The organism is Pseudomonas sp. AU12215 (assembly GCF_001675465.2).
Classification (GTDB): Bacteria; Pseudomonadota; Gammaproteobacteria; order Pseudomonadales; family Pseudomonadaceae; genus Pseudomonas; species Pseudomonas nitroreducens.
In genome coordinates, this window is the sequence record NZ_MACM02000137.1 from 172,476 (window position 1) to 194,023 (window position 21,548).

Annotated in this window: 19 protein-coding genes; 10 read left to right on the forward strand and 9 right to left on the reverse strand. The window is 67.1% G+C overall.

Annotated features, from left to right (window positions below):
* Positions 1-6 precede the first annotated feature (6 nt).
* Both A9513_RS18590 and A9513_RS18595 read left to right on the forward strand, forming a co-directional pair.
* Positions 7-1,188: an acetyl-CoA C-acetyltransferase gene (locus A9513_RS18590; protein WP_065085237.1), complete on the forward strand. Its 1,182-nt coding sequence runs from the start codon at positions 7-9 to the stop codon at positions 1,186-1,188.
* A 255-nt stretch (positions 1,189-1,443) separates the two neighbouring features.
* The gene (locus A9513_RS18595) at positions 1,444-2,883 is read left to right on the forward strand and encodes a short-chain fatty acid transporter (protein ID WP_054907001.1); all 1,440 of its coding nucleotides are present in this window, start codon (positions 1,444-1,446) and stop codon (positions 2,881-2,883) included.
* A 63-nt stretch (positions 2,884-2,946) separates the two neighbouring features.
* Here A9513_RS18595 and A9513_RS18600 read toward each other — a convergent pair whose 3' ends face one another.
* The gene (locus A9513_RS18600) at positions 2,947-3,867 is read right to left on the reverse strand and encodes a LysR family transcriptional regulator (protein ID WP_024764447.1); all 921 of its coding nucleotides are present in this window, start codon (positions 3,865-3,867) and stop codon (positions 2,947-2,949) included.
* Positions 3,868-3,886: 19 nt separating this feature from the next.
* Positions 3,887-4,414, reverse strand: coding sequence for a cysteine hydrolase family protein (locus A9513_RS18605; protein ID WP_065085238.1), 528 nt, complete (start codon positions 4,412-4,414; stop codon positions 3,887-3,889).
* Positions 4,415-4,564: 150 nt separating this feature from the next.
* Here A9513_RS18605 and pqqF point away from each other — a divergent pair, with 150 nt between their 5' ends.
* From pqqF to nahK, 5 genes are all read left to right on the forward strand, one after another.
* The gene (gene pqqF / locus A9513_RS18610; protein ID WP_083196169.1) at positions 4,565-6,856 is read left to right on the forward strand and encodes a pyrroloquinoline quinone biosynthesis protein PqqF; all 2,292 of its coding nucleotides are present in this window, start codon (positions 4,565-4,567) and stop codon (positions 6,854-6,856) included.
* 304 nt (positions 6,857-7,160) lie between these two features.
* Positions 7,161-8,363, forward strand: a complete 1,203-nt coding sequence (locus A9513_RS18615) for a porin (protein ID WP_024764449.1) — start codon at positions 7,161-7,163, stop codon at positions 8,361-8,363.
* Between the two features lie 83 nt (positions 8,364-8,446).
* The gene (locus A9513_RS18620; RefSeq protein WP_024764450.1) at positions 8,447-8,839 is read left to right on the forward strand and encodes a hypothetical protein; all 393 of its coding nucleotides are present in this window, start codon (positions 8,447-8,449) and stop codon (positions 8,837-8,839) included.
* A gap of 452 nt (positions 8,840-9,291) precedes the next feature.
* Entirely contained in the window at positions 9,292-10,449 is a 1,158-nt protein-coding gene (gene nosP / locus A9513_RS18625; protein WP_065085239.1) for a nitric oxide-sensing protein NosP, read from the forward strand.
* Positions 10,379-13,006, forward strand: a complete 2,628-nt coding sequence (gene nahK, locus A9513_RS18630) for a hybrid sensor histidine kinase/response regulator NahK/ErcS' (protein WP_081754004.1) — start codon at positions 10,379-10,381, stop codon at positions 13,004-13,006. The genes nosP and nahK overlap by 71 nt, the downstream gene beginning before the upstream one ends.
* A gap of 259 nt (positions 13,007-13,265) precedes the next feature.
* Here the strand turns inward: nahK and A9513_RS18635 are convergent, their stop codons facing one another.
* The 7 genes from A9513_RS18635 to A9513_RS18665 form a co-directional block, all read right to left on the reverse strand.
* Positions 13,266-14,126: a DMT family transporter gene (locus A9513_RS18635; protein WP_024764453.1), complete on the reverse strand. Its 861-nt coding sequence runs from the start codon at positions 14,124-14,126 to the stop codon at positions 13,266-13,268.
* A gap of 45 nt (positions 14,127-14,171) precedes the next feature.
* Positions 14,172-14,837 (reverse strand): response regulator AgmR, encoded by a 666-nt coding sequence (gene agmR, locus A9513_RS18640; protein WP_024764454.1) that lies wholly within the window; start codon positions 14,835-14,837, stop codon positions 14,172-14,174.
* Between the two features lie 42 nt (positions 14,838-14,879).
* Entirely contained in the window at positions 14,880-15,449 is a 570-nt protein-coding gene (locus tag A9513_RS18645) for a PQQ-dependent catabolism-associated CXXCW motif protein (protein ID WP_083196166.1), read from the reverse strand.
* Positions 15,450-15,555: 106 nt separating this feature from the next.
* Positions 15,556-16,374 carry an ABC transporter permease gene (locus tag A9513_RS18650; protein ID WP_024764456.1) on the reverse strand — a complete coding sequence of 273 codons (819 nt, stop codon included), beginning with the start codon at positions 16,372-16,374 and terminating at the stop codon, positions 15,556-15,558.
* Positions 16,371-17,102, reverse strand: a complete 732-nt coding sequence (locus tag A9513_RS18655; protein WP_024764457.1) for an ABC transporter ATP-binding protein — start codon at positions 17,100-17,102, stop codon at positions 16,371-16,373. The genes A9513_RS18650 and A9513_RS18655 overlap by 4 nt, the downstream gene beginning before the upstream one ends.
* Positions 17,099-18,067, reverse strand: a complete 969-nt coding sequence (locus tag A9513_RS18660) for a YVTN family beta-propeller repeat protein (protein WP_024764458.1) — start codon at positions 18,065-18,067, stop codon at positions 17,099-17,101. Before A9513_RS18660 ends, A9513_RS18655 begins: the two co-directional genes overlap by 4 nt.
* A 27-nt stretch (positions 18,068-18,094) precedes the next feature.
* On the reverse strand, positions 18,095-19,297 hold the full coding sequence (locus A9513_RS18665; protein WP_065085240.1) for an ABC transporter substrate-binding protein: 1,203 nt from the start codon (positions 19,295-19,297) through the stop codon (positions 18,095-18,097).
* A gap of 168 nt (positions 19,298-19,465) precedes the next feature.
* On the opposite strand from A9513_RS18665, the gene A9513_RS36150 reads away from it, so the two are divergent.
* The 3 genes from A9513_RS36150 to A9513_RS18675 are packed head-to-tail and all read left to right on the forward strand — an operon-like array spanning position 19,466 to position 21,546.
* Entirely contained in the window at positions 19,466-19,624 is a 159-nt protein-coding gene (locus tag A9513_RS36150) for a hypothetical protein (protein ID WP_164488258.1), read from the forward strand.
* Positions 19,625-20,893 carry a sensor histidine kinase gene (locus tag A9513_RS18670; RefSeq protein ID WP_065085241.1) on the forward strand — a complete coding sequence of 423 codons (1,269 nt, stop codon included), beginning with the start codon at positions 19,625-19,627 and terminating at the stop codon, positions 20,891-20,893. It begins immediately after the preceding gene.
* Positions 20,890-21,546 carry a response regulator transcription factor gene (locus A9513_RS18675; RefSeq protein WP_024764461.1) on the forward strand — a complete coding sequence of 219 codons (657 nt, stop codon included), beginning with the start codon at positions 20,890-20,892 and terminating at the stop codon, positions 21,544-21,546. Before A9513_RS18670 ends, A9513_RS18675 begins: the two co-directional genes overlap by 4 nt.
* Positions 21,547-21,548 lie beyond the last annotated feature (2 nt).

The window sequence follows — 21,548 nt, forward strand, 5'->3', positions numbered from 1 at the left end:
TGATTCATGCAAGACGTAGTGATAGTCGCCGCCACCCGCACCGCCATCGGCGCCTTCCAGGGCAGCCTGGCGAATATTCCCGCCCATGAACTGGGCAGCCTGGTCATCCGCTCGCTGCTCGAACGCAGCGGCGTGAAGCCGGACCAGATCGATGAAGTGATCCTCGGCCAGGTACTCACCGCCGGCGCCGGACAGAACCCCGCGCGCCAGGCGTCCATCGGTGCTGGTCTGCCGGTTGAAGTACCCGCGATGACCATCAACAAGCTCTGCGGTTCGGGCCTGAAATCGCTGTTCCTCGGCGTCCAGGCGATCCGCTGTGGCGACGCCGACGTGGTGATCGCCGGCGGCCAGGAAAGCATGAGCCTGGCGCCCTATGTACTGCCCAAGGCCCGTACCGGCCTGCGCATGGGGCACGCAGAACTGCAGGACACCTTGCTGCGCGATGGCCTGATCGATGCCTTCAACGACTACCACATGGGCATCACCGCCGAGAACCTGGCGGAGAAGTTCGGCATCAGCCGTGAAGCCCAGGACGCCTTCGCCGCGCAGTCCCAGCTCAAGGCCGCCTCGGCCATTGAAGCCGGGCGCTTCAAGGACGAGATCACCCCGGTGCTGATTCCCCAGCGCAAGGGCGAGCCGCTGTCCTTCGACACCGACGAGCAGCCGCGCGCCGGCACCACTGCCGAGTCCCTGGCCAAGCTCAAGCCGGCCTTCAAGAAGGACGGCACCGTCACCGCCGGCAACGCCTCCACCCTCAACGATGGCGCCGCCGCCGTGCTGCTGATGAGCGCCGAGCGCGCACGCAGCCTGAACCTGCCGGTTCTGGCGCGTATCCAAGCCTATGCCAGCAGCGGCGTCGACCCGTCGATCATGGGTATCGCCCCGGTGACCGCGACCCGCAGCTGCCTGGAAAAGGCCGGCTGGAGTCTCGACGAAGTCGAGCTTATCGAGGCCAACGAAGCTTTCGCTGCGCAGGCCCTGTCGGTCGGCAAGGAGCTGGGCTGGAACGCCGAGAAGGTCAACGTCAACGGCGGCGCCGTCGCCCTTGGCCACCCAATCGGTGCTTCCGGCGCTCGCGTATTGGTGACCTTGCTCCACGAAATGCTCCGCCGCGATGCGAAGAAGGGCCTGGCGACCCTGTGCATCGGCGGTGGCCAGGGTGTCGCCATGGCCCTCGTCCGGGACTGAGGCGCGCGACTAACGACCTATTGGCGAGCGCCGGGCGGCATGTAGCAATGCTGCTCAGGCAGGCGGGATGGGAGGTGGGCACACCGACAGACGACATCCCGCCGCGGTTTTCGGCGTCCCCCGGTGCCGGCAAACCCTTGCGTCACCGCTCGGCCCCACGCAGGCCGGGCGGTTTTTCTGTTTCTGAACACCGCACCATTGCCACAACGAGCTCATCCGAATTGAGCCATGACAAGAACAATGAGGTAGACCATTATGACTTCCCACGTGCACACCCCCGGCACTGCCTTGCAGGACAGCCGCTCTGCGCGCTTCGCCATGGCCTGTTCCAACTGGGCCGAACGCTGGTTCCCCGACTCCTGGGTCTTCGCCGCACTGGCGGTGCTGATCGTCACCGTCGCCGCGCTGGCCATCGGCGCGCCGGCCACGGAGACCGCCAAGGCCTTTGGTGACGGCTTCTGGAGCCTGATTCCCTTCACCATGCAGATGGCCTTCGTGGTCATCGGCGGTTACGTGGTTGCCAGCTCCGGCCCGGCTTCCAGGCTCATCGACCTGTTCGCCCGCGTGCCGAAGAACGGCCGCTCGGCGGTGGCCTGGGTCGCGCTGATCTCCATGGTCGCTTCGCTGCTCAACTGGGGCCTGTCCCTGGTGTTCGGCGGCCTGCTGGTGCGCGCACTGGCTCGCCGCGAAGACCTGAAGATGGACTACCGCGCCGCTGGTGCAGCCGCCTACCTGGGCCTGGGCGCGGTATGGGCGCTGGGCCTGTCGTCGTCCGCCGCGCAGTTGCAGGCCAACCCGGCCAGCCTGCCGCCGTCGATTCTGGCGATCACCGGCGTCATCCCGTTCACCGAGACCATCTTTCTCTGGCAATCCGGCGTGATGCTGCTGGCCCTGGTGCTGGTGTCGCTGGTGATCGCCTACATGACCGCACCCGGCGCCGGCAGCGCCCGCGATGCCAAGGCCTGCGGCGTAGACGTCAGCTTCACCCCGCCCAGCGCGCCGAAGGCGACCCGCCCGGGTGAGTGGCTGGAGCACAGCCCGCTGCTGATCCTGATGCTGGTGGCCCTGGCCGGTGGCTGGCTGGTCCACGAGTTCAGCACCAAGCCGGCGATCACCGCGATCTCCGGGCTGAATACCTACAACCTGCTGTTCATCATGGCCGGCGCGCTGCTGCACTGGCGCCCGCGCAACTTCCTTGATGCTGTCGCCCGCGCCGTGCCGACCACCACCGGTGTGCTGATCCAGTTCCCGTTGTATGGCTCTATCGCTGCGATCCTGACCACGGTGAAGGGCGGCGACGGCTCGACCATCGCCCACCATATCTCCACATTCTTCGTGCAGATCGCCTCCCACGACACCTATGCGCTGCTCATGGGCGTGTACTCGGCGGTGCTGGGCTTCTTCATCCCGTCCGGCGGTGGCAAGTGGATCATCGAGGCGCCCTACGTGATGCAGGTGGCCAATGAGCTGCAATACCACCTGGGCTGGGCGGTGCAGATCTACAACGCCGCCGAGGCGCTGCCGAACCTGATCAACCCGTTCTACATGCTGCCGCTGCTGGGGGTGCTGGGCCTGAAGGCCCGCGACCTGATCGGCTTCAGCTTCGTCCAGTTGCTGGTGCACATCCCGCTGGTGCTGTTCCTGCTCTGGGCGCTGGGCACCACCCTGCAGTACCTGCCGCCGGTCCAGCCGTAACCACGCATTCGGTTCCGGCAGCAGCAAGCCCGGATGTCGCAAGACATCCGGGCTTTTTCATGGTCAGCCGCGGCTGATTTCCACTGGGCCCAGCACGCGGGCGTCCAGGTGCTCGCCGCTGAGCTGCGCGGCATCCTGGTCGAACACTTCGCGCAGCCAGTCGCTGACGGCCTGGAAGCGGCCGATGCGGCCGGCGTCGCGGTGGCTGAGCAGCCAGATTTCCCGCATGACCACCGGCCCGGACAGCCGCACCAACCCTTCGCGATCACCGAGGATGCACGGCAGCAGGGCCATGCCCAGGCCGCTCTGGCAGGCATGGATCAGCGTGGTTACGCTGCTGGCGCGCAGGGCGAAGCCGGCGCCGGGGGCGAAGCGCCGCACCCAGGCCATCTCCGGCGTATCGTCGAGTTCCTCGCCGTAGCCCAGCCAGGCCTGCTGTGGCCACAGCTCCACCGGCACGCGGGAAAAGGACGTGGCCGCGTACACGGCAAAACCGATGTCGGCGACCTTGCGCATCACCAGTGCGGCGTCTTCCGCCGGGCGTGCCAGGCGTAGCGCGAAGTCAGCCTCGCGACGGGTGAAGGACAACGAACGGTTCGCCGGGATCAGCTGCAACTGCAGGCTCGGGTAGGTGCGCGCCAGGTGGGGCATGTGCTGCACCAGCCAGTGGCTGAAGAGGAAGTCCACCGCCGTGATGCGCACGCTGCCGCTGATGGCGCTGGCTTCGTCGCGGGTCTCCAGCAGCATGCTCTGCACATCGCCGAGGATGCGCTCGGCATGGCTGAGGAAGGCCTCGCCGGCGTCGGTGGCCTTGTAGCCGGCGTTGTCGCGAATGAACAGCCGCGTCTGCAGCGCGGCTTCCGCCGCCACCAGGCGCCGGCTCATGGTCGAGGGATCGACGCCCAGGGCGCGGCCGGCGGCGCTCATGCTGCCGTGGCGGGCGAGGGCGAGGAGGATCGGAATGTCGTTCCAGTCGAAGTTCATGGCTATCTCGTGGCGGGCTTCAGAAGTGCACGTCGGCAGTTGCCACGACCTTGGCGCGCGGGCCGAAACTGCTGATGCTGCCCAGCACCGCATTGTGGTGCGCGGTGATCTGCGCGGCGCTGAGCACGGCGTTGTCGACGGTGGAATGGGCATCGCCCACCAGCGTCACCGCATAGCCCTGGGCCAGGGCGCGGCGGGTGGTGGTATCGACGCAGTAGTCGCTCTGCAGGCCGCAGATCACCAGGTGATCGATGCCACGTGAATGCAGGTGTTCGCCCAGGTCGGTGCGCAGGAAGGAGTCCGGGGTGGTCTTGCGCACCTTCAGGTCGGAGTGATGGGTGAGCAGGCGCGGTTCCAGCTGCCAGCCGGCGCTGCCATACTGCAGATCGTCATCCTCGTGCTGCACCAGCACCACCGGCACGCCGGCCTCGCGCGCCGAGTGGCTCAGGCTGTTGATGCGCTGCAGCACGTTGTCGATGTCGAAACAGGCGAAGTCGCCGGTGCACAGGTCGGACTGGACGTCGATGATCAGCAGGGCGGTGCTCATGGCGGGAAAATTCCGAAGGGGCGGTGAAGCTGGGAATGGTAGCCGCCCGAGTGCGGCGGGCCAATGCCGGCGGACATTTGCTGCCAAAGCCGTATTTCCCTTTGCCCCGGCTTGGGCGATGGTGTCGGCCATGAACCGGACCGGATGTCGATGAACAATCTCCCCGCCAAGACCCTGATTCTCGCCAACGGCCTGCGTGCCACTGTCATTCATGCTCCCGGCGCCAGCCACGCCGCTGCGCTGCTGCGCATTGCCCGGGGCAGCCACGACGAGCCCGAAGCCTTTCCCGGCCTTGCGCATTTCACCGAACACCTGCTGTTCCTTTGCGGCGAGCGCTTCGTCGAGGGTGAGCGACTGATGCCCTGGGTGCAGGCGCGCGGAGGGCGGGTCAACGCCAGCACCCGCGCGCGGCAGACCGACTACTTCTTCGAGGTGCCGGCCGATGCACTGGGGGACGGATTGGCACGCCTGCTGGACATGCTCGCGCGACCGCGCCTGGATGAAGCCGTGCAGGTGGCCGAACGCGAAGTGCTGGAGGCCGAGTTTCTTGCCCGCGGCCGCGATCCCGATACCCTGATCGACGCCGCCTTGGCCTTGGCGGTGGCGCCGGGGCACGCGCTGGGGCGCTTCGTGGCCGGCCGGCGCGACACCTTGAAGGTGGAAAGCGCCGAGTTCCAGCAGGCGCTGCGTGATTTCATCCGCTCCTGCCAGGTCGGCGGTGCGCTGGAACTCTGGTTGCAGGGCCCGCAAACACTGGAAGAGCTGGCGATACTGGCGGAGCGTGAAGGGAGTGTGTTTCCCCTGGGCGCGGCCGTTGCAAGCACTGGCCGGGAATCCCTTCTGCCGCTCAGCGGTGAGGAGCTGAAACTGCGCCTGCCGGGTGCGCCACGGCTGGTCCTGGCATTCGCCCTGGATGGCATGGCGGGCGAGGGCGGCGCGCTGCTGGAGCAACTGCAGGGCTGGCTGGCCGACGAGGCGCCCGGCTCGCTGCTGGCCTGCCTGGGGCAGAACGGGCTGGCCGACAGTGCTCGTGCGCGCCTGAGCCGCTTCGCCGATGGCCAGGCGTTGCTGCGTTTCGATTTCGAACTGGCCGAAGCGTCCACGGCCGATCTCGTGGAGTCGGCCTTTCTCTCCTGGCTGGAGGCGCTGCGCAAGTTGCCGGCGGATGTGCTCGCTGCTGCGCCTGCCGATGGGGCAACGGGCTCATTGGCGCAGTTGCAGCGCAGAGCGCGCAGCGACGCGTCATCGGTCTGGCTCGGCCAATTGGTGGCGTCGCGAATGATCCGCCTGTTGGCCTCGGAGTCGGTGATCGGCGAATCCCTGACCTCGGCCGGCTTCATTCTCGACGTCGTGCGCTGCGCGAAGCGCGCCGCCGAACCGCTGCGTGCCGAGCCCTGGTCCTTTACACCGATGCAGCTTCCGGCCGACAGCGAGCCCGCGGCCCTGCACCTGCGCTGGCGCTTCCCGCAGGCGCCGGGTCGACAGGCCTTCCTCAGTGCCCGGCAGGTGTTGCGCCCGTTGGCTGGCGCGGCGCGGCACGAAGGTGTCACGCTGCGCCTGGAAGCCCTGGAAAGTGACTGGGCGCTGCTGCTTTCCGGCGCCAGAAACCAGCTCGCCGACCTGGCCGAGTGCGCTATCAATGCCCTCCAGCATCCTCCAGCCGCAGTACTGGGGCAGGGCGCGCGCCTGCTGGCGGCCGAACGCCGTCGCCGCGAAGGCGAAATGCCCATCCGTCAATTGATCGACCTGCTGCCGCAGGTGCTGGCGGGGGACAGCGAAGCGCTGCCGGACTGGTCGGCTGCTCACTGGGACGCCCTGGCCCTGGGTATCGAGTTGCCGGATACCCTGGCCGATCACTCGAGCGCCAGCCCGCTGCCACCGCGCAGCGGGCCGCCCGGCCGTCACCGCCAGGTGCTGGAGATGCCGGGCGAAGCAGCGTTGCTGCTGTTCAGCCCACTGGTGTCCCGCTCGGTGGCGGACGAAGCCGCGTGGCGCCTGCTGGCGCGTGTGCTGGAACCGGCTTTCTTCCATTGGCTGCGCGGTGAACGGCAGCTGGCTTATGCGCTGTACTGTGGTTTCCGCCAGATAGGCATGCGGCGCGGCATCCTCTTCGCAGTGCAGTCGCCGTTGCTCTCGGCTGTTGAATTGCAGGCCGAGGTGGACAGCTTCCTCTACCAGCAGGGCGAGGCCCTGCTGCGCATCGACCCGCAGCGTGTCGACAGCCTGCGTGCTTCGCTGGCTGCCGAACTGGCCCGCGCGCCGGGCGATTTCGCCGAGCGTCTGCAGCAGGCCTGGCATGACCAGTTGGCGGGTGTCCTGCCGCCTCACCGGGCACTCATGGCCGAGGCCCTGGAGAGCCTTTGCGGCACCGAGCTACGCGCCGCGCATTCCGCGCTGACCTCTGCCCAGGGCGGCCACTGGCTGCTGCTCAGCCGCGCCTGAGACTCGTACTTTCGACCGAGGGTACCGTCCGCAAGGCGGTCGCCCGGTCGACTTCTGCCTTACGCCCCGCGACCTGCTCCCTGGGTCGGGTCCCAGGTAGTGGCCCGGCGGTCGCGACCCTGCGCGACCATCGCCGCGAGCCTGAGGTAGTGGCGGTCGCAGAGCCTTGCGCAGCGCTCTCGCAGAACGCCCGAAGGGCCCGGTGAAACGGCGCCAAAGCAGCGTATGCCGCGGCTTTCGCCATTTCGATAATCGCCTCCGCCACGACTGAAACCGCAGTCGTTCCATTCACCCGGAGAGCGCCATGAACAAGAACAACATCGCCGTCCGCCGCCAGCTTCTGCCGCTGGCACTGGCCACCCTGGCCCTGTCTTCAGCGTCGAGCGGGGCTCGCGCCGACATCCTGCTGTACGACAAGGATGACACCACCTTTTCCACCGACGGCTACTTCAACGCCTTCTATGTGAACAGCGACGTCGACCGCAACGGCGACACCTACGACCGCCGCCAGTCGCGGGTGAAGATGGGCTTCCTGCCCAACTACATCGGCTTCAACTTCGGCAAGAAGATCGACGGCCTGACCCTCACCGGGCGCTCGTCGTTCTGGGTGACCATCAACGACAGCGAGCAGGACGGCACCGACACCGCCATCGACGTCCGGCAGTTCTACGGCAATGTCGCCGGCGACTGGGGCGAGGTGCTGATCGGCAAGGACTTCGGCCTGTTCTCGCGCTCCAACATCTTCCTCGACGAACTGCTCGCCGGCTTCGGCAACGCCAGCGACACCCTCGGCCTGGTGGATGGCAAGGGCGTGTCCTTCGGCAACATCGGCACCGGCTACCCGTACCCGTTCCCGACCTCGCAGATCACCTACCGCAACAACAACCTGGTGGATGGTCTACGCGTCGCCGTCGGCATCATGGACCCGATCGACACCAACCAGATCGACAAGGACGCCAGCGACGGCCTCGACGACAAGGCCTACCAGGACAACCCGCGCTACGAGAGCGAGATCAGTTACCAGTTCGATGTCGGCGGCGCGCAGATCTACAGCTGGGTCAACGGCGCCTACCAGACCTCGAAGAACACCAACGACGAAGTCGACAGCGTGACCTCCAAGGGCCTGGGCTACGGCATCCAGGCGAAGATGGGCGGCCTCTCGCTGACCGGCTCGGGCTTCACCGCCAAGGGCATCAACCCGTTCTTCACCAACAACGCCGGCGAAGCCGCGCTGCGCGAAGTGGACAGCCGCGGCGTGCTGCTGCAGGGCTCCTACAGCTGGGGCAAGAACCGTGTAGCGCTGTCCACCGGCGAGACCCGCGACGACGGCAACGGCCTGGGCAGCGCGGCGGACTACTCCACCAAGGGCATCGCCTACTTCCGCACCATCAACGACAACCTGAAGCTGGTAGCCGAGTACAACGTCTACGAAATCGACGGCCGCAAGGGCTCCACCGTCAGCGAGGACACCGACACCTTCGCGGTGGGCGCCGTCCTCAACTGGTAATCCCCCAACTCCTTTGGCTGCATTTCGGCGGGTCGGCACAGCGTGTCGCCCGCCTTTTTTCTTCACTTCAAGGAAGGCTCGTCATGATCGGATCGTGGAGCGCGCACGCGCAGACTTACCTGCTGGTTCTGTCCATCGCCACCACCCTGGTGTTCGCCTTGCCCATCTTCCTGGTGCCGCTGCTGTGGGCGCGGGTGATGCAGTGGCAGTTGCCGGAACACACCGATCTTGCGGTGTATTTCGGGCGCTGCCTGGGGGCGTTCATCCTCATCGTTGAAGCCTTGATGCTGCGCGCGGCGCTGACCGGCGAGGCGCTGCTGACCACTTTCGAGGTGCTGGCGGCGGTGGCGGGATTCATGGTGGTGGTGCACATCTACGGCGCGCTGCGCAGGATTCAGCCGTGGACGGAGACGGTGGAGACGGGGTTCTACGCCGGGATGCTGGTACTGACGTTGCTGTTCTGGCCGGCTGCCTGATGCAGCCATTCCGTTGTGACAATCGGCGGATACCCCGTTCCGGGTCATGCGCCCTACGGAATGGCTCTGGCTCTGGACTGTGAGGTCTTCAGTGGAATACCCGCATGCTCTGGAGTGCCCCTTCGCGGCGTGCCCCTGAAACTGCGATTCAACGAGGGTATTTTTCGCCCCAAGCGAAAAACCGGATGCAGGGGCAAGACCTTTTGGTTCCTTTTGTGAGGGCGGCTAGCCGACGTTTGACAAAAGGAACTCGCCCGAGGGGGCGAAACAAAATGTCCGCGAGCACGCCGAAGCGGCGCACAAACACCGATCTCAAAAGCATCGCGGACGGAGTTCGCTCCTACAGCCGACCCCGCTACTTTCGGATAGACCCGCCGCGACACAAGTAGCATGGGGCGCGCCCCGGCCGCTTCGTAGAATGCCAGCGTCGATATCCTGACTGGGCGTACGCCATGCACGAAACACAAGGAGTCGTTCGCGGCATGTCCGATGCCCGCGACGTCGAGGCGGTCGCCCAGGACCTGGCGCGCCAGCTGATCCATCCAAACCTCGGCTTCGTGCTGTTCTTCTGTTCCGCCGAATACGACCTGCCAGCGCTGGCCGCCGCGCTGGAGCAGTACTTCGGCGGTATCGACCTGGCCGGCTGCACCACCGCCGGCGAGATCACCCCGCAGGGCTATGGGCGTGGCTGCGTCACCGCCGTGGGCTTCGACCTGCGCAGCTTCGCCATCTCCTTTGCGCTGGTGGACGAGATGGAGCGCTTCAGCCTGATCGACGCGCAGCAGATGGTCGAGTCGCTGGTGGCGGACTGTCGCAGCGCCGGGCTGGCGCCGATCAAGGACCACAGTTTCGCCCTGACCCTGCTCGACGGTCTCTCCAGCCGTGAGGAAGTGGTGCTCGCCGCGCTCAGTGCTGCGCTCGGTGCCATCCCGCATTTCGGCGGCTCGGCCGGTGACGATAATCACCTGACCCACACCCACGTCTTCTACCAGGGCCAGTTCCACACGGGCGCGGCGGTGGTGGTGCTGTTCAACACCTGGCTCGACTTCGAGGTGTTCACCACCCACCACGTGCTGCCGAGCGAGGAGAAGCTGGTGGTCACCCGCGCCGACAGCGACAGCCGCCGCGTGCTGGAGCTCAACGCGGAACCGGCAGCGCTGGAATTCGCCCGCCTGGTCGGGGTGCCGCTGGAGCAACTGGACTTCTCGCTGTTCCCGGCGCACCCGCTGGCGGTGCGGGTGCGCGACCAGTACTACGTGCGTTCGATCCAGCAGATCAACGATGACCTCAGCCTGACCTTCTACTGCGCAGTGGAGAACGGCATCGTCCTCACCGCCATGAGCACCGGCCCGCTGCTGCCGGGGCTCCAGGCGCAGTTCCAGCGCCTGCACGAGCGCCTCGGCCCGCCACTGCTGACGATCGGCTGCGACTGCTTCCTGCGGAGGCTGGAGCTGGAGGTGGCCGGCGATACCGAGCCCACCGCCGAGTTCCTCCGCAGCCAGCAGGTGATCGGCTTCAACACCTACGGGGAACAATTCAATGGCATGCATATCAACCAGACCTTCACCGGTGTCGCCATTGGCCGTCCTCGGGGCAACGCCGGAGGCTGAGCTGCACGCGCGGATCGACGAGCTGGAGCGCGACAACCACAAGCTGCAGCGGATCAATGCAGCGCTGATCGAGCGTGTCGAGTCGGCCACGTCGCGCGGCGACAACGCGTACGGCGCCTTCCAGCATTCGGTGGTACTGGCCGAGCAGGTGCGCGAGCGCACCGACGCGCTGAGCGAGGCGATGGTCGAGCTGAAGTCCAGCAACCAGTTGCTCAGCGATGCCCGCCTGCGCGCCGAGACCGCGCACCAGCACCTGCTCGACGCCATCGAGAGCATCTCCGACGCCTTCGTGCTGTTCGACCCGCAGCAGCGCATCGTCCTCTACAACGAGCGTTTCCGGGCGTTCTGGGCGCAGACCCGCGCCCGTGTCGGTGCAGGGACGCGGCTTGCCGAAGTGCGCCGTCTGGCACAGAGCAGCGGGTTGATCGTCGAGGAACAGCGCAGCAGCGACGACGAACACACCCTCTATCGCCTGCGCAACGACCGCTGGGTGCGCGTCACCGAGCGGCCGACCCGCGACGGTGGCCTGGTCGTGCTCTACAGCGACATCACCGAGATCAAGCAGAATGAGATGGCCCGCCGCGAACAGGCGGTGGCGCAGAAGTCGCATCTGCTGCAGCGCGCCGTGGATAACCTGTCCCAGGGTGTGGCCATGGTCGGCGCCGATGGCGCGCTGGAACTGTGGAACCGGCGCTTCCTGGAACTTTGTGGGCTGGCGCCGATCGGGGCACACCGACCCTTTGCCGAGGTCATGGCCGACAGCGAGCTGCCGCTGCTGACTCCACGCAGCCGGCCGCGCAAGGGGGAGGCGGAAGGGGTGATCGAGCAGAGACTGTTCGACGGCCGCATGCTCGAGATTCGCACCCACGCGCTGCCTACCGGTGGCTTCGTCAACACCTTCACCGACATCACCGAGCGCTATCGTCACGCTGAAGCGCTGCGTGAGAGCGAGCGCTGGATTCGCCTGATCACCGACCAGGTACCGGCGCTGATCGCCTACCTCACCGCCGACCTCGACTACGACTTCACCAACAAGGTCTACGAGGAGTGGTACCGCTGGCCCAGCGGCTCGATGCTCGGGCGCAACCTGCGCGAGGTGCACAGCGCCGAACACTGCCAGCGGCTGGAGCCGTACTTCGAGCGCGCGCTGTCGGGTGAAAGCGTCACCTTCGAGATTGCCGAGACCAACCTGGCCGGGCAGGAGCGCTACATGCAGCGCTCCTACGTGCCCAACCGACAGGCCGACGGCACGGTGAGCGGGTTGTTCGTGCTGATCCGCGACATCACCGAGCGCCGCCGCACCGCCGAGGCGCTGCACCAGGCCTACCAGAACCTGGAGCAGCGGGTGCGTGAGCGCACCGCCGAGCTGACCAGCCTCAACGACCAGCTCAAGCGCGAGATCGACGAACGCAGCCAGGTCGAGGGCCGGCTGCGCGAGGCCAAGCGCGAGGCGGAGCAGGCCAACCTGTCGAAGACCAAGTTCCTCGCCGCCGTCAGCCATGACCTGTTGCAGCCGCTGAACGCCGCGCGGCTGTTCACCAGCGCGCTGCAGGAGCGCAGCGGTGAGGTGCTGGTACGCAACATCAGCCAGTCGCTGGAGGATGTTGAAACCCTGCTCGGTACTCTGGTGGACATCTCCAAGCTGGATGCCGGGGTGATCAAGCCGGACATCGCCTCGTTCGACGTCAGCGAACTGCTCGGCAACCTCGCAGCCGAGTACCGCCAGGTCGCCGCCAGCGAAGGCCTGGTGCTGGATTTCGTGCCGTGCGGCGCCCAGGTGCGCAGCGATATCCAACTGCTGGCGCGGATCCTGCGCAACCTGCTGACCAACGCCATCCGCTACACGCCTTCGGGGCGCGTGCTGCTGGGCTGCCGGCGGCGCCGGCACAGCCTGTGGATCGAGGTCTGGGACACCGGCGTGGGCATCGCCGCGGACAAGCTCGGCGAGATATTCCAGGAGTTCAAACGCGGTGACGTGCAGCGCTTTCACCAGGACCGCGGGCTGGGGCTGGGGCTGGCGATCGTCGAGAAGATCGCACGCATGCTGGGCCATCGTATCCAGGTGGAGTCGGCGCTGGGCAAGGGGTCGCGTTTTTCCATCGAAGTCCCCTTGGCTCGCCGCGTGGCGCGCACCGAACCGGAACCGGAGCGTACCGCCGACGACCTGGTGGAGCGCCTGCGCGGGTCGCGCGTCTGGGTGCTGGATAACGATGCCGCGATCTGCGCCGGCATGCGCACGCTGCTGGAAACCTGGGGTTGCCAGGTGGTGACCGCGCTGTCGGAGGAGGACCTGGCGCGGCAGGTCGATAATTTCCATGCCGAGTCGGACCTGTTGATCGTCGATTACCACCTGGACGAGGGGCTGAACGGCGTCGATGCCGTCGCCTCGATCAACGCCCGACGCGGCACGCCGCTACCGGCGCTGATGATCACCGCCAACTACAGCAACGAGTTGAAGCAGCAAATCCGCGAGCTGGGGCACACGCTGATGCACAAGCCGGTGCGGCCGATGAAGCTGAAGACCGCGCTGTGCCATCTGATCGATAGCGCCCACTGATTTGAGCGCTGGTGTGCGGGTAGTTTCGGCGCTCGGGCCGGCCCTCACCCCAGCCCTCTCCCAAGGGGAGAGGGGGCAGTTCGTACCGGCTGAAATTGTGGTTACATCCTGCACCATACGCCCCCATCCTCTGGGAGAGGGTAATAGCTTGCACGGACCTTTCCAGGCCCACGAATTGTAGGAGCGAGCTTGCTCGCGAACCGCTCAACGCGGAAACATCGTTCGCGAGCAAGCTCGCTCCTGCAAAAAACAGATTGAATCAGGCCCGCTGGGCGGCCGGAGCGCGCACCTTGGCCAGCAGGATCAGCGCAATCCCGCCCAGTACCGCCAGCGACACCAACGCCAGGCGCAGGCTGATCGCCTCGCCGAGCAGCACGGCGCCGGAAAGGGCGGCGAGAATGGGTACGCTCAACTGCACCGAAGCGCCCTGGATCGCCGACAGACCCGGTAGTGCGCTGTACCAGATCGCGTAGCCGATGCCCGACGCCACCGCGCCGGACAGCACGGCATAGACGACACCCATCGCATCCACCCGCAGATCGGCGTGGAAGCAAGCCGCCAGCAAGGCCGCAAAGGCAATGGCGCGCGCGAAATTGCCGGTGGTGATCGCCAGCGGATCGCTGCCCTGGCGCCCCAGCAACGAATACAGCCCCCAGGCCACACCCGACAGCAGCATCAGCAGCGCGCCGGCCAACGGCGGCGCGCTGGCGCTGGGCAGCAGCTGGGCGAGCAGCCCGCCGAGAGCCAGCAGGAAGCCGAGCAGCGCCTGGCCGTGCAGGCGTTCGCCGCGCAGCAGGCCGACCAGGATCATGGTCACCTGCACCGCGCCGAACAGCAGCAGGGCGCCGGTACCCGCATCCAGCTGCACGTAGGCGTAGGAGAAGGCCGCGGCGTAGACGAACAGCGCCGCTGCTGCGCGCCAGTTGCCCCCTTCGCTGGCGGCGCGGCGGCGCAGTCTGAGCAGCACGGCAAGCATCAGCGCGCCGGAGAGGATGCGGATGCCGGTGAAGCTCACCGCGTCGATGCTGGCGGCCTTGAGCGCCAGGCGGCAGAGGATGGAGTTGCCGGCGAAGGCAAGCATCGCCAGGCCGGTGAGGCTCAGGGTGCGGGTGGAGGGCATCGAGTGGTTCCCGGTAGCGGTCTCAGCGGCACGCTGATGAAAGTTTCAGCGACGCAGGTAGGCGGCGAAGTCGATGTCACCCGCGCAGAGAATCGCCTGCACGCGGTTGTGAACCTTCAGCTTGCGCAGGATGGCGGAGACGTGGGCCTTCACCGTGGTTTCGGCGATCTCCAGGTTGTAGGCGATCTGCTTGTTCGACTCGCCCTTGGTCATCCGCTCCAGCACCAGCAGTTGCTTGCGGGTCAGTGCCTGCAGCAGTTCTGGCGGGATGCTGTGGTCTTCCTGGCCGCTGCGGCGTGGCGAGGACTTCTGGGTGCGGATGATGTCCGACGGCAGGTAGACGTTGCCGTTGAGGATCTGTTCGATGGCCTCGGTCATCTGCACGCGCGGTGAGGACTTGGTGATGAAGCCTACGGCGCCGTAGGTGATGGCCTGCAGGACGACCTGTTTGTCCTGCTCGGCGGAGACGATCACCACGGGAATGGTCGGCGCCTCGTTGCGCAGGCTCATCAGGCCATTCAGGCCATGCATGCCGGGCATGTTCAGGTCGAGCAGGATCAGGTCGAGATCGTCGTGTTCCTGGGTCAGGCCCAGGGCGCTGTCGAGGTCGGCGGTCTCCATCACTTCGCTGCCGGGGAAGCCGTCGGCGATGACGTTGTGGATCGCCTCGCGGAACAGCGGGTGATCGTCGGCGATCAGGATCTTGTACATGGCCTGCACCTCGTTGTTGTCGTTATGGGCGGTGATTGCAAGTTACTTCAGGGGTTGCGGCTGGGCGTCCTGCAAGGGCAGTCCCGCCTGCTCCCAGGCGTCGATACCGTCACGGTACCAGTAGAGGCTGGCATAGCCCAGCGCATGCGCGCGGCGGATGGCGTTCCAGCTCATCCAGCAGTCGGAGCGGCAGTAGAACACCAGCGGCCGCTTGGCATCGCCCTCGGTGAGTTGGGCGAGATTGTGTTCGAAGTAGGCCTGCCACTGCGGTTCCAGGATGCCGGTGCCGACGTTGGCCAGCCACAGGCTGCCGGGCAGGTTGCGGTGCTTTTCATTTTCGACGAACTGGCCGTTCAAGAAGGTGCGGCGGTAAACGTCCACCAGCCGGGCCTTCGGCTCGCGCTTGAGCAGCGCCTGCAGGGCGGGGGTGTCGAGGGTGACGGCGTGGTCGGCGGAAGGCGGCGTCGGGCTGCGGTACTGGGCCTGGCGATAGCCGTCTGCGGAGAACAGCGGCGTGTCGTCGGCCTGCGCGGCCGGAAGCGTCAGGCTGAGCAGGCACGCGGCGAGGCAGCCGCTCACGTGGCCGTACAGGGCAGTGGCAAGGCGAGGCATGGCGGTATCTCTGATGAGTTCTTCTTGTAGTGGCCATTAGATGCCGGCGCTGCCGCTTTGGAAATTCGACGTCCGGAGGGGCAAACCAGTACCAAAGTAGGAGATTTCACCCCTTGCGCAGGGCGGCGTGCTGCGGGTTGAAGGTCAGCACGGCAAGGCCGGCGAAGAGCAGCGTCAGGCCCAGGCAGACGCCACTGGCCAGTGGATTGAAGCGCTCGTACAGGGCGAAGCGCAGCAGTTCCACGGCGTGGCTGAACGGGTTCAGCGCGCACAGCCAGTACAACCACTGGCTGGCCTCGCGCATCTTCCACAACGGGTAGAGCGCGGAGGAGAGGAAGAACAGAGGGAAGATGACGAAATTCATCACCCCGGCAAAGTTCTCCAGCTGGCGGATGCCGTTGGACAGCAGCAACCCCAGCGCGCCCAGCAGCAGGGCGGCCAGCAGCAATGCCGGTAGCGCGGCAACCAGCCCCATCGGCGGCGGCTGCACGCCATACAGCCAGGCGATGAGCAGGAAGGCGTAGACCTGCAACAGCGACACCAGCGCGGTGGCCAACAGCTTGCTGGCGAGCAGGAAGGCACGCGGTAGCGGGCTGGTCAGCAGCACGCGCATGCTGCCCATCTCCCGGTCGTAGACCATCGACAGCGAGCCCTGCATGCCGTTGAACAGCAGGATCATGCAGCACAGCCCCGGCACGATGTAGGTCTCGTAGGTGACGTAGGTGTCGTACGGCTCGATGATCGAAATGCCCAGCGCGGCGCGGAAGCCGGCGGCGAACACCAGCAGCCAGAGCAGCGGCCGCACCAGCGCGCTGAGGAAACGCGAGCGTTGCAGGACGAAGCGCAGCCATTCGCGCCTGACGATGCCGCACAGGCATTGCCAGTAGGCGGCAGGACCGAGCCGCGGGCTCTCCAGGGTACTCATGCGCAGGCCTCCAGGCGGGTCAGGCGGTGAAAGGTGCGCTCCAGGTTGCCGGCGTCCGCCGCGCAGATGTCCCGCGCCTCGCCACGGGCGACCAGGCGGCCGCGATCGAGCACCAGCAGCGCATCCTCGTCGCGCACCTCATCCAGCAGGTGGGTGGTCCAGAGCACCGCCAGGCCATCCTCGCGGCACAGCCGGCGCACATGGTTGTTGAGCGCCTGGCGCGCCGCCGGGTCGAGCCCGACGCTGGCCTCGTCGAGCAGCAGCAGGCGTGGCCGATGCAGCAGCGCGCGGGCGATCTCCACGCGGCGGCGATGGCCGCCATTGAGCGCGCGGACCTTGTCGCGACGGCGCTCCTGCAAGTGCTGGCGGGCCAGTTCGGCGTCGATCCGTTCGTGCGCCACGCTGCGCGGCAGGCCATGCAGGGCGGCGTGGTAGCGCAGGTTCTGCTCCACGCTCAGGTCCAGGTCCAGGGTGCTCTGCTGGAACACCACGCCGAGCTGGCGCAGGGCCAGGCGCGGCTGCTGGCGCAGGCTGTAGCCGAGCACGTCGATCTCGCCCTGCTGCAGGTCGTAGAGCCGGGTGAGCAGGGCAACCAGGGTGGACTTGCCGGCACCGTTGGGCCCCAGCAGGGCGGTGAAGCGCCCGGCGGGGAGCTCGAACTCCAGGCCGTCGAGGGCGCGGCGCGGGCCGTAGGAGAAGCCGAGGTCGCGGACCGTCAGCGCATTCATGGCGTCACCACCACGCCCCACGGATAGCGGCCCACCTTGATCGACTTGGTGACCTTGCGCGAGGCGACATCGATCACCGAGACATCGCCGCTGACGCCATTGGTGGCCAGCAGGGTCTTCTCGTCCGGGGTGAACGCCAGGTGCCAGACGCGGCGGCCCACCAGCAGGTAGTCGAGCACCTCGAACGTCTTCGCATCCACTACCGCTACATGGTTGGCCGGGCCGAGGGCGACGAAGGCGTATTTGCCATCGCGGGTCAGTTGCACGCCCACCGGCTGCACCTTGTCCGGGTGCACGCCCTGGATGGCGAAGCGCAGGGTCTTGAGGATCTGGCGGCTGGCGGTGTCGACCACGCTGACGGTGCCGCCGATCTCCGCCGAGACCCAGACCTGCGAGCCGTCGTGGGTGAACTCGGCGTGGCGCGGGCGCTGGTCCACCAGGGTGCTGTCCACCAGCTTCTGGGTCGCGGTGTCGATCCAGTGCAGCATGTTGGTGGTCTCGCTGGTGTTCACCGCCCACTTGCCATCCGGGCTCACCGCCATGCCTTCTGGCTCGACGCCGACGTCGATCTGCCCGAGCACCTGGGCGGTCTGGGTATCGACCACCGTGACCAGCGCATCGTCCTCGTTGGAGACATACAGCCAGCGGTCGTTGGGGTGCAGGGCGAATTGCTCGGGGTCGGCACCCGAGGGCAGTTGCTTGATGATCTTGCGGGTGGCCAGGTCGATCACCTGCACGGTGTCCGAATCGCTGGCGCAGACGTACAGCAGCTTGTTGTCGTGGGACAGCGCCAGGCCGCGCGGGCGCTTGCCGGTGTCGATGGTGCCGGTGACGGCCAGGGTATCCAGGTCGATGACGCTGAGGTTGTTGTCCTTCTCGTTGGACACGTAGGCGGTGGCGGCAAAGGCCGTGGGTACCAGGCCGAGCGCGAGGCTCAGGCAGGAGAGGGCAAGCAGGCGGGGCATGGGCAGGTTCCTCATGGGACGTTCTTCTTATGGCTGTGTGTCGGCGAGGTGGCACTGGCTTTCCGGTGCGTCCAGGCCGAGGCTGTCGAGTTCGCTGGCGGGGTGCAGGAAGCCTTCCTGCGGGGAGGTGCTGACCAGCGCGCGTGGCTGTACCAGCGGGATCGGCTGGCGCAGCTGGCCATCCCACGGGCGGAAGCCGAGCTTGTAGCCCTTGAAGCCGTCCAGCGGCAGGTCGGGGGAGAGCGACAGCGTGCGGATCGCCATGGGGTCGGCGTCGCGCAGGCGGGTAACGGCGCTGGCGATGCTGCGCACGGCGATCCAGGCGGCAAAGTCGCGGTCGTTCATCCAGCGCCCGGCGCGTTCCTCGAAGCGCTTCTGCAGCTGCGCGGCGCCGTAGGTTTCCACCGTCTTGTGCCAGCCGGTGGCGACCAGCCCCTGGGTGCCGGCGACGGGCCGCGGCAGCCAGGTGTTGTAGGGCACGTACTCGCCGAAGTCGCCGTGCTCGTCGGCTACCAGCACGGCGTCGTAGTCCTCGCCGGACTGGGTGAACAGCGCCATGTCGGCCTGGGCGCTGCGGCGCTGATCGTTATCGAAGGTGAAGGGTTTTTCTTCGACTATCTTCGCGCCGAAGCGCTTGGCCGAGCGGCGCAGGGCGTTGGCGTACAGGGCGTCTTCCGGGCGCTGGCCGACGATCAGCAGCCAGCGCGTCCACTTGCGCAGCACCAGGAACTGGGTGAGGGCGTCGGTCAGCATCAGCCGGCTGGGCAGCGTATGCAGCACGTTTGCCGCGCACTGGCTGGCGCGCAGTTCGTCATCGGCAGCGCCGGCGTTGAACAGCAGGCTGTCCGGAAGCGCGGCGGCCAGTTGGCGCAGCGTGTCTGCCGGGGCGTTGACCACGAACAGGCGCAGTCCAGCGGCGTGCAGGCGCCCGGCTTCGGCCAGCAGCTTTTCCGGGGTATCGGAACTGGCGGCTTCCAGGCTGTAGCGGTGCTTGAGGAAGCGCCCGGTGCTGTTGCTGTCGGTGATCGCCAATTCGGCGCCGCGCAGGCCAGCGTCGGTGGGTTCGGGGATGACGTTGGACAGCAGTGGGCCCGGATCGGGCGTGTAGCCCAGGTAGCCGATGCGGATTTCCAGCCCAGGAGCTTCCTCGGCACGAGCCCCGAGGCTGAAGGCAGCGGCGCAGGCAACCGCGAGCAGATAGGCGACGCCATGAAGGGCGAACTGACGCATGGGCGACTCCCTGGGTGGGCCGGCTTGTTGTTGTGCGGCCAGCATAGGAATCGCCCACGGCGCGGCAAATATGCAGAAAGTACCGGTGGGGCAGTACCAAGGTAGTAGGTTGCGCGCCGCGCCCGCGACCTAGGATGGCGCTACAAGAACCAGAAGAGGAGCGTCGCCATGCGTATCGCCGTCACTCTCGTCCTGCCGATCCTGCTGATGCTCAGCCTGTTCGGTTTCGATTTCCTCTACACGCGCAACGGTTACCTGCCGGCGGCGGAGCTGCGTGCGCCCGTGGCGCCGGTGGGCTGCATCACGACCTGTCGCGGCGCGCACTAGATGTCCGCGCTGTGGCGGATCAACCTGCTGGTCGGGTTGTTCTTCGCGCTGCTCGCGGGGGTTTGCCTGGCGGTGCTGGTGCATCAGGGCAACGACGATGTGCGCCGTGAGATGGATGCCGCGCGGGGCGTGATCGAGTACCTGCGTGAGGCAGCGCAGCGCGACCCGGCCAGCCTGGACCCCGACCTCACCGCCGGCCTGCGCCATGTGCGCGTGCACTGGCTGGACTCGGGGGCGCCCGCACCGCACACCGGCCTGGATGACTGGCTGGTGACCCGCCTGTATCCCGACCTGCCGGCGCCGACCCTGCTCACGCTGGCCGATGGCCGACGCGTGCAATTGAGCCTGGACCCGCGCGACGAGATCGACGAGGTGCGCGATTCGCTGGTGCAACTGCTGGTGCTGTTCGGCGTATCGCTGCTGGCCAGTCTGCTGGCGATCCGCTGGGCCGTGCAGGGGGGCTTGCGGGTGGTGGAGCAACTGCATGGTGCCCTGGAGAATGTCTCCCGTGGCCAGTTCCAGGTACGCCTGCCAGACCATGCCCTGCCCGAGGCGCAGCGCCTGGCCAGTGGCTTCAACGGCATGGTCGGCGAGCTGGAACGTGCCTGCGTGGAAAATGCCGAGCTGACCCGCGCGCTGCTCGCGGTGCAGGAGCGTGAGCGCCAGCAGTTGGCCCAGGCGCTGCACGATGACATCGGCCAGTACCTCGCCGGCATCCGCGCGCAGGTATTCCTGCTGCGCAGCCTGGAAGGCCAGGACGGTATCGGATGCGTCACCCTCGACCGTCTGGAGCAGCATTGCCAGGGCCTAAACGAGAGTTTTCGTGCGCTGGTGCGCGACCTTTACCCGGTGGTGCTGGAGCGGGTCAGCCTGGAAGAGGCGCTGCGGCTGCACGTCGGGCAATGGCAGGCCAGCCAGGGGGTGAGGTGCAGCCTGCACCTGGAGCCACTGCCGGCGCTGCCGACAGTGGCGAAGGCGCACCTGTACCGCCTGCTACAGGAGGCGCTGACCAACGTGGCGCGACATGCCGACGCGCGGAGGGTTCGGGTGATCCTGCGACGCCATTGCGGGCGGCTCTACCTGTGGGTGCGTGATGATGGGCGAGGCTGCAACGGGCGGCCACGAACAGGCATCGGCATGCGTTCCATGCACGAGCGGGCCCGTTGCCTGGGCGGCGAACTGCACCTGCGCCGTCGACCGGGTGGCGGCCTGGCCCTGCGCTTGTGGATGCCGTTGGCAACCGGTGTGATGGAAGGAGAGAGGGCGTGAAGATCCTGCTGGTGGACGATCATTTCGTGGTCCGCGACGGCGTCGCCGCACTGCTGCGCGGGCTGATCCCCGAGGTCGAGGTGAGCGAGGCCATCGATGGCGAGTCCGCCCTGGAGGCGGTGCAGCGCAGCGTGCCGAGCCTGGTGATCCTGGATATCGGCCTGCCCGGCATCAGTGGCCTGGAAGTCACCCGGCGGTTGCGCCAGCGCCTGCCACAACTGCGCGTGCTGTTCTTCAGCATGCACGACGAGCTGCCGCTGGTACGCCAGGCGCTGGACGCCGGCGCGGCGGGCTATATCACCAAGGGCGCCTCGCCGGCGGTGCTGGTGGAGGCGGTCAGGCGAATATTGGCGGGGCATGCGTACATCGAGCAGCCGCTGGCCACCCAGCTGGCGCGCCAGCCCGCGGGCGCCGATGGCCAGGATCCGCGCCTGCAGGGCATGACCCAGCGCGAGTTCGAGATCTTCGTGATGCTCGCCCGCGGCCTGCCGGTGCGGCAGGTGGCGGAACACCTGTGCATCAGCGCCAAGACGGTGTCGAACCACGTCACCCTGCTCAAGCAGAAGCTGCAGGTGGTGTCCCACGCTGAACTGGTGCACCTGGCGATCGATACCGGCGTGCTGCGGGTCGGTGGCGAAGCCATCGCCGGCTAGCG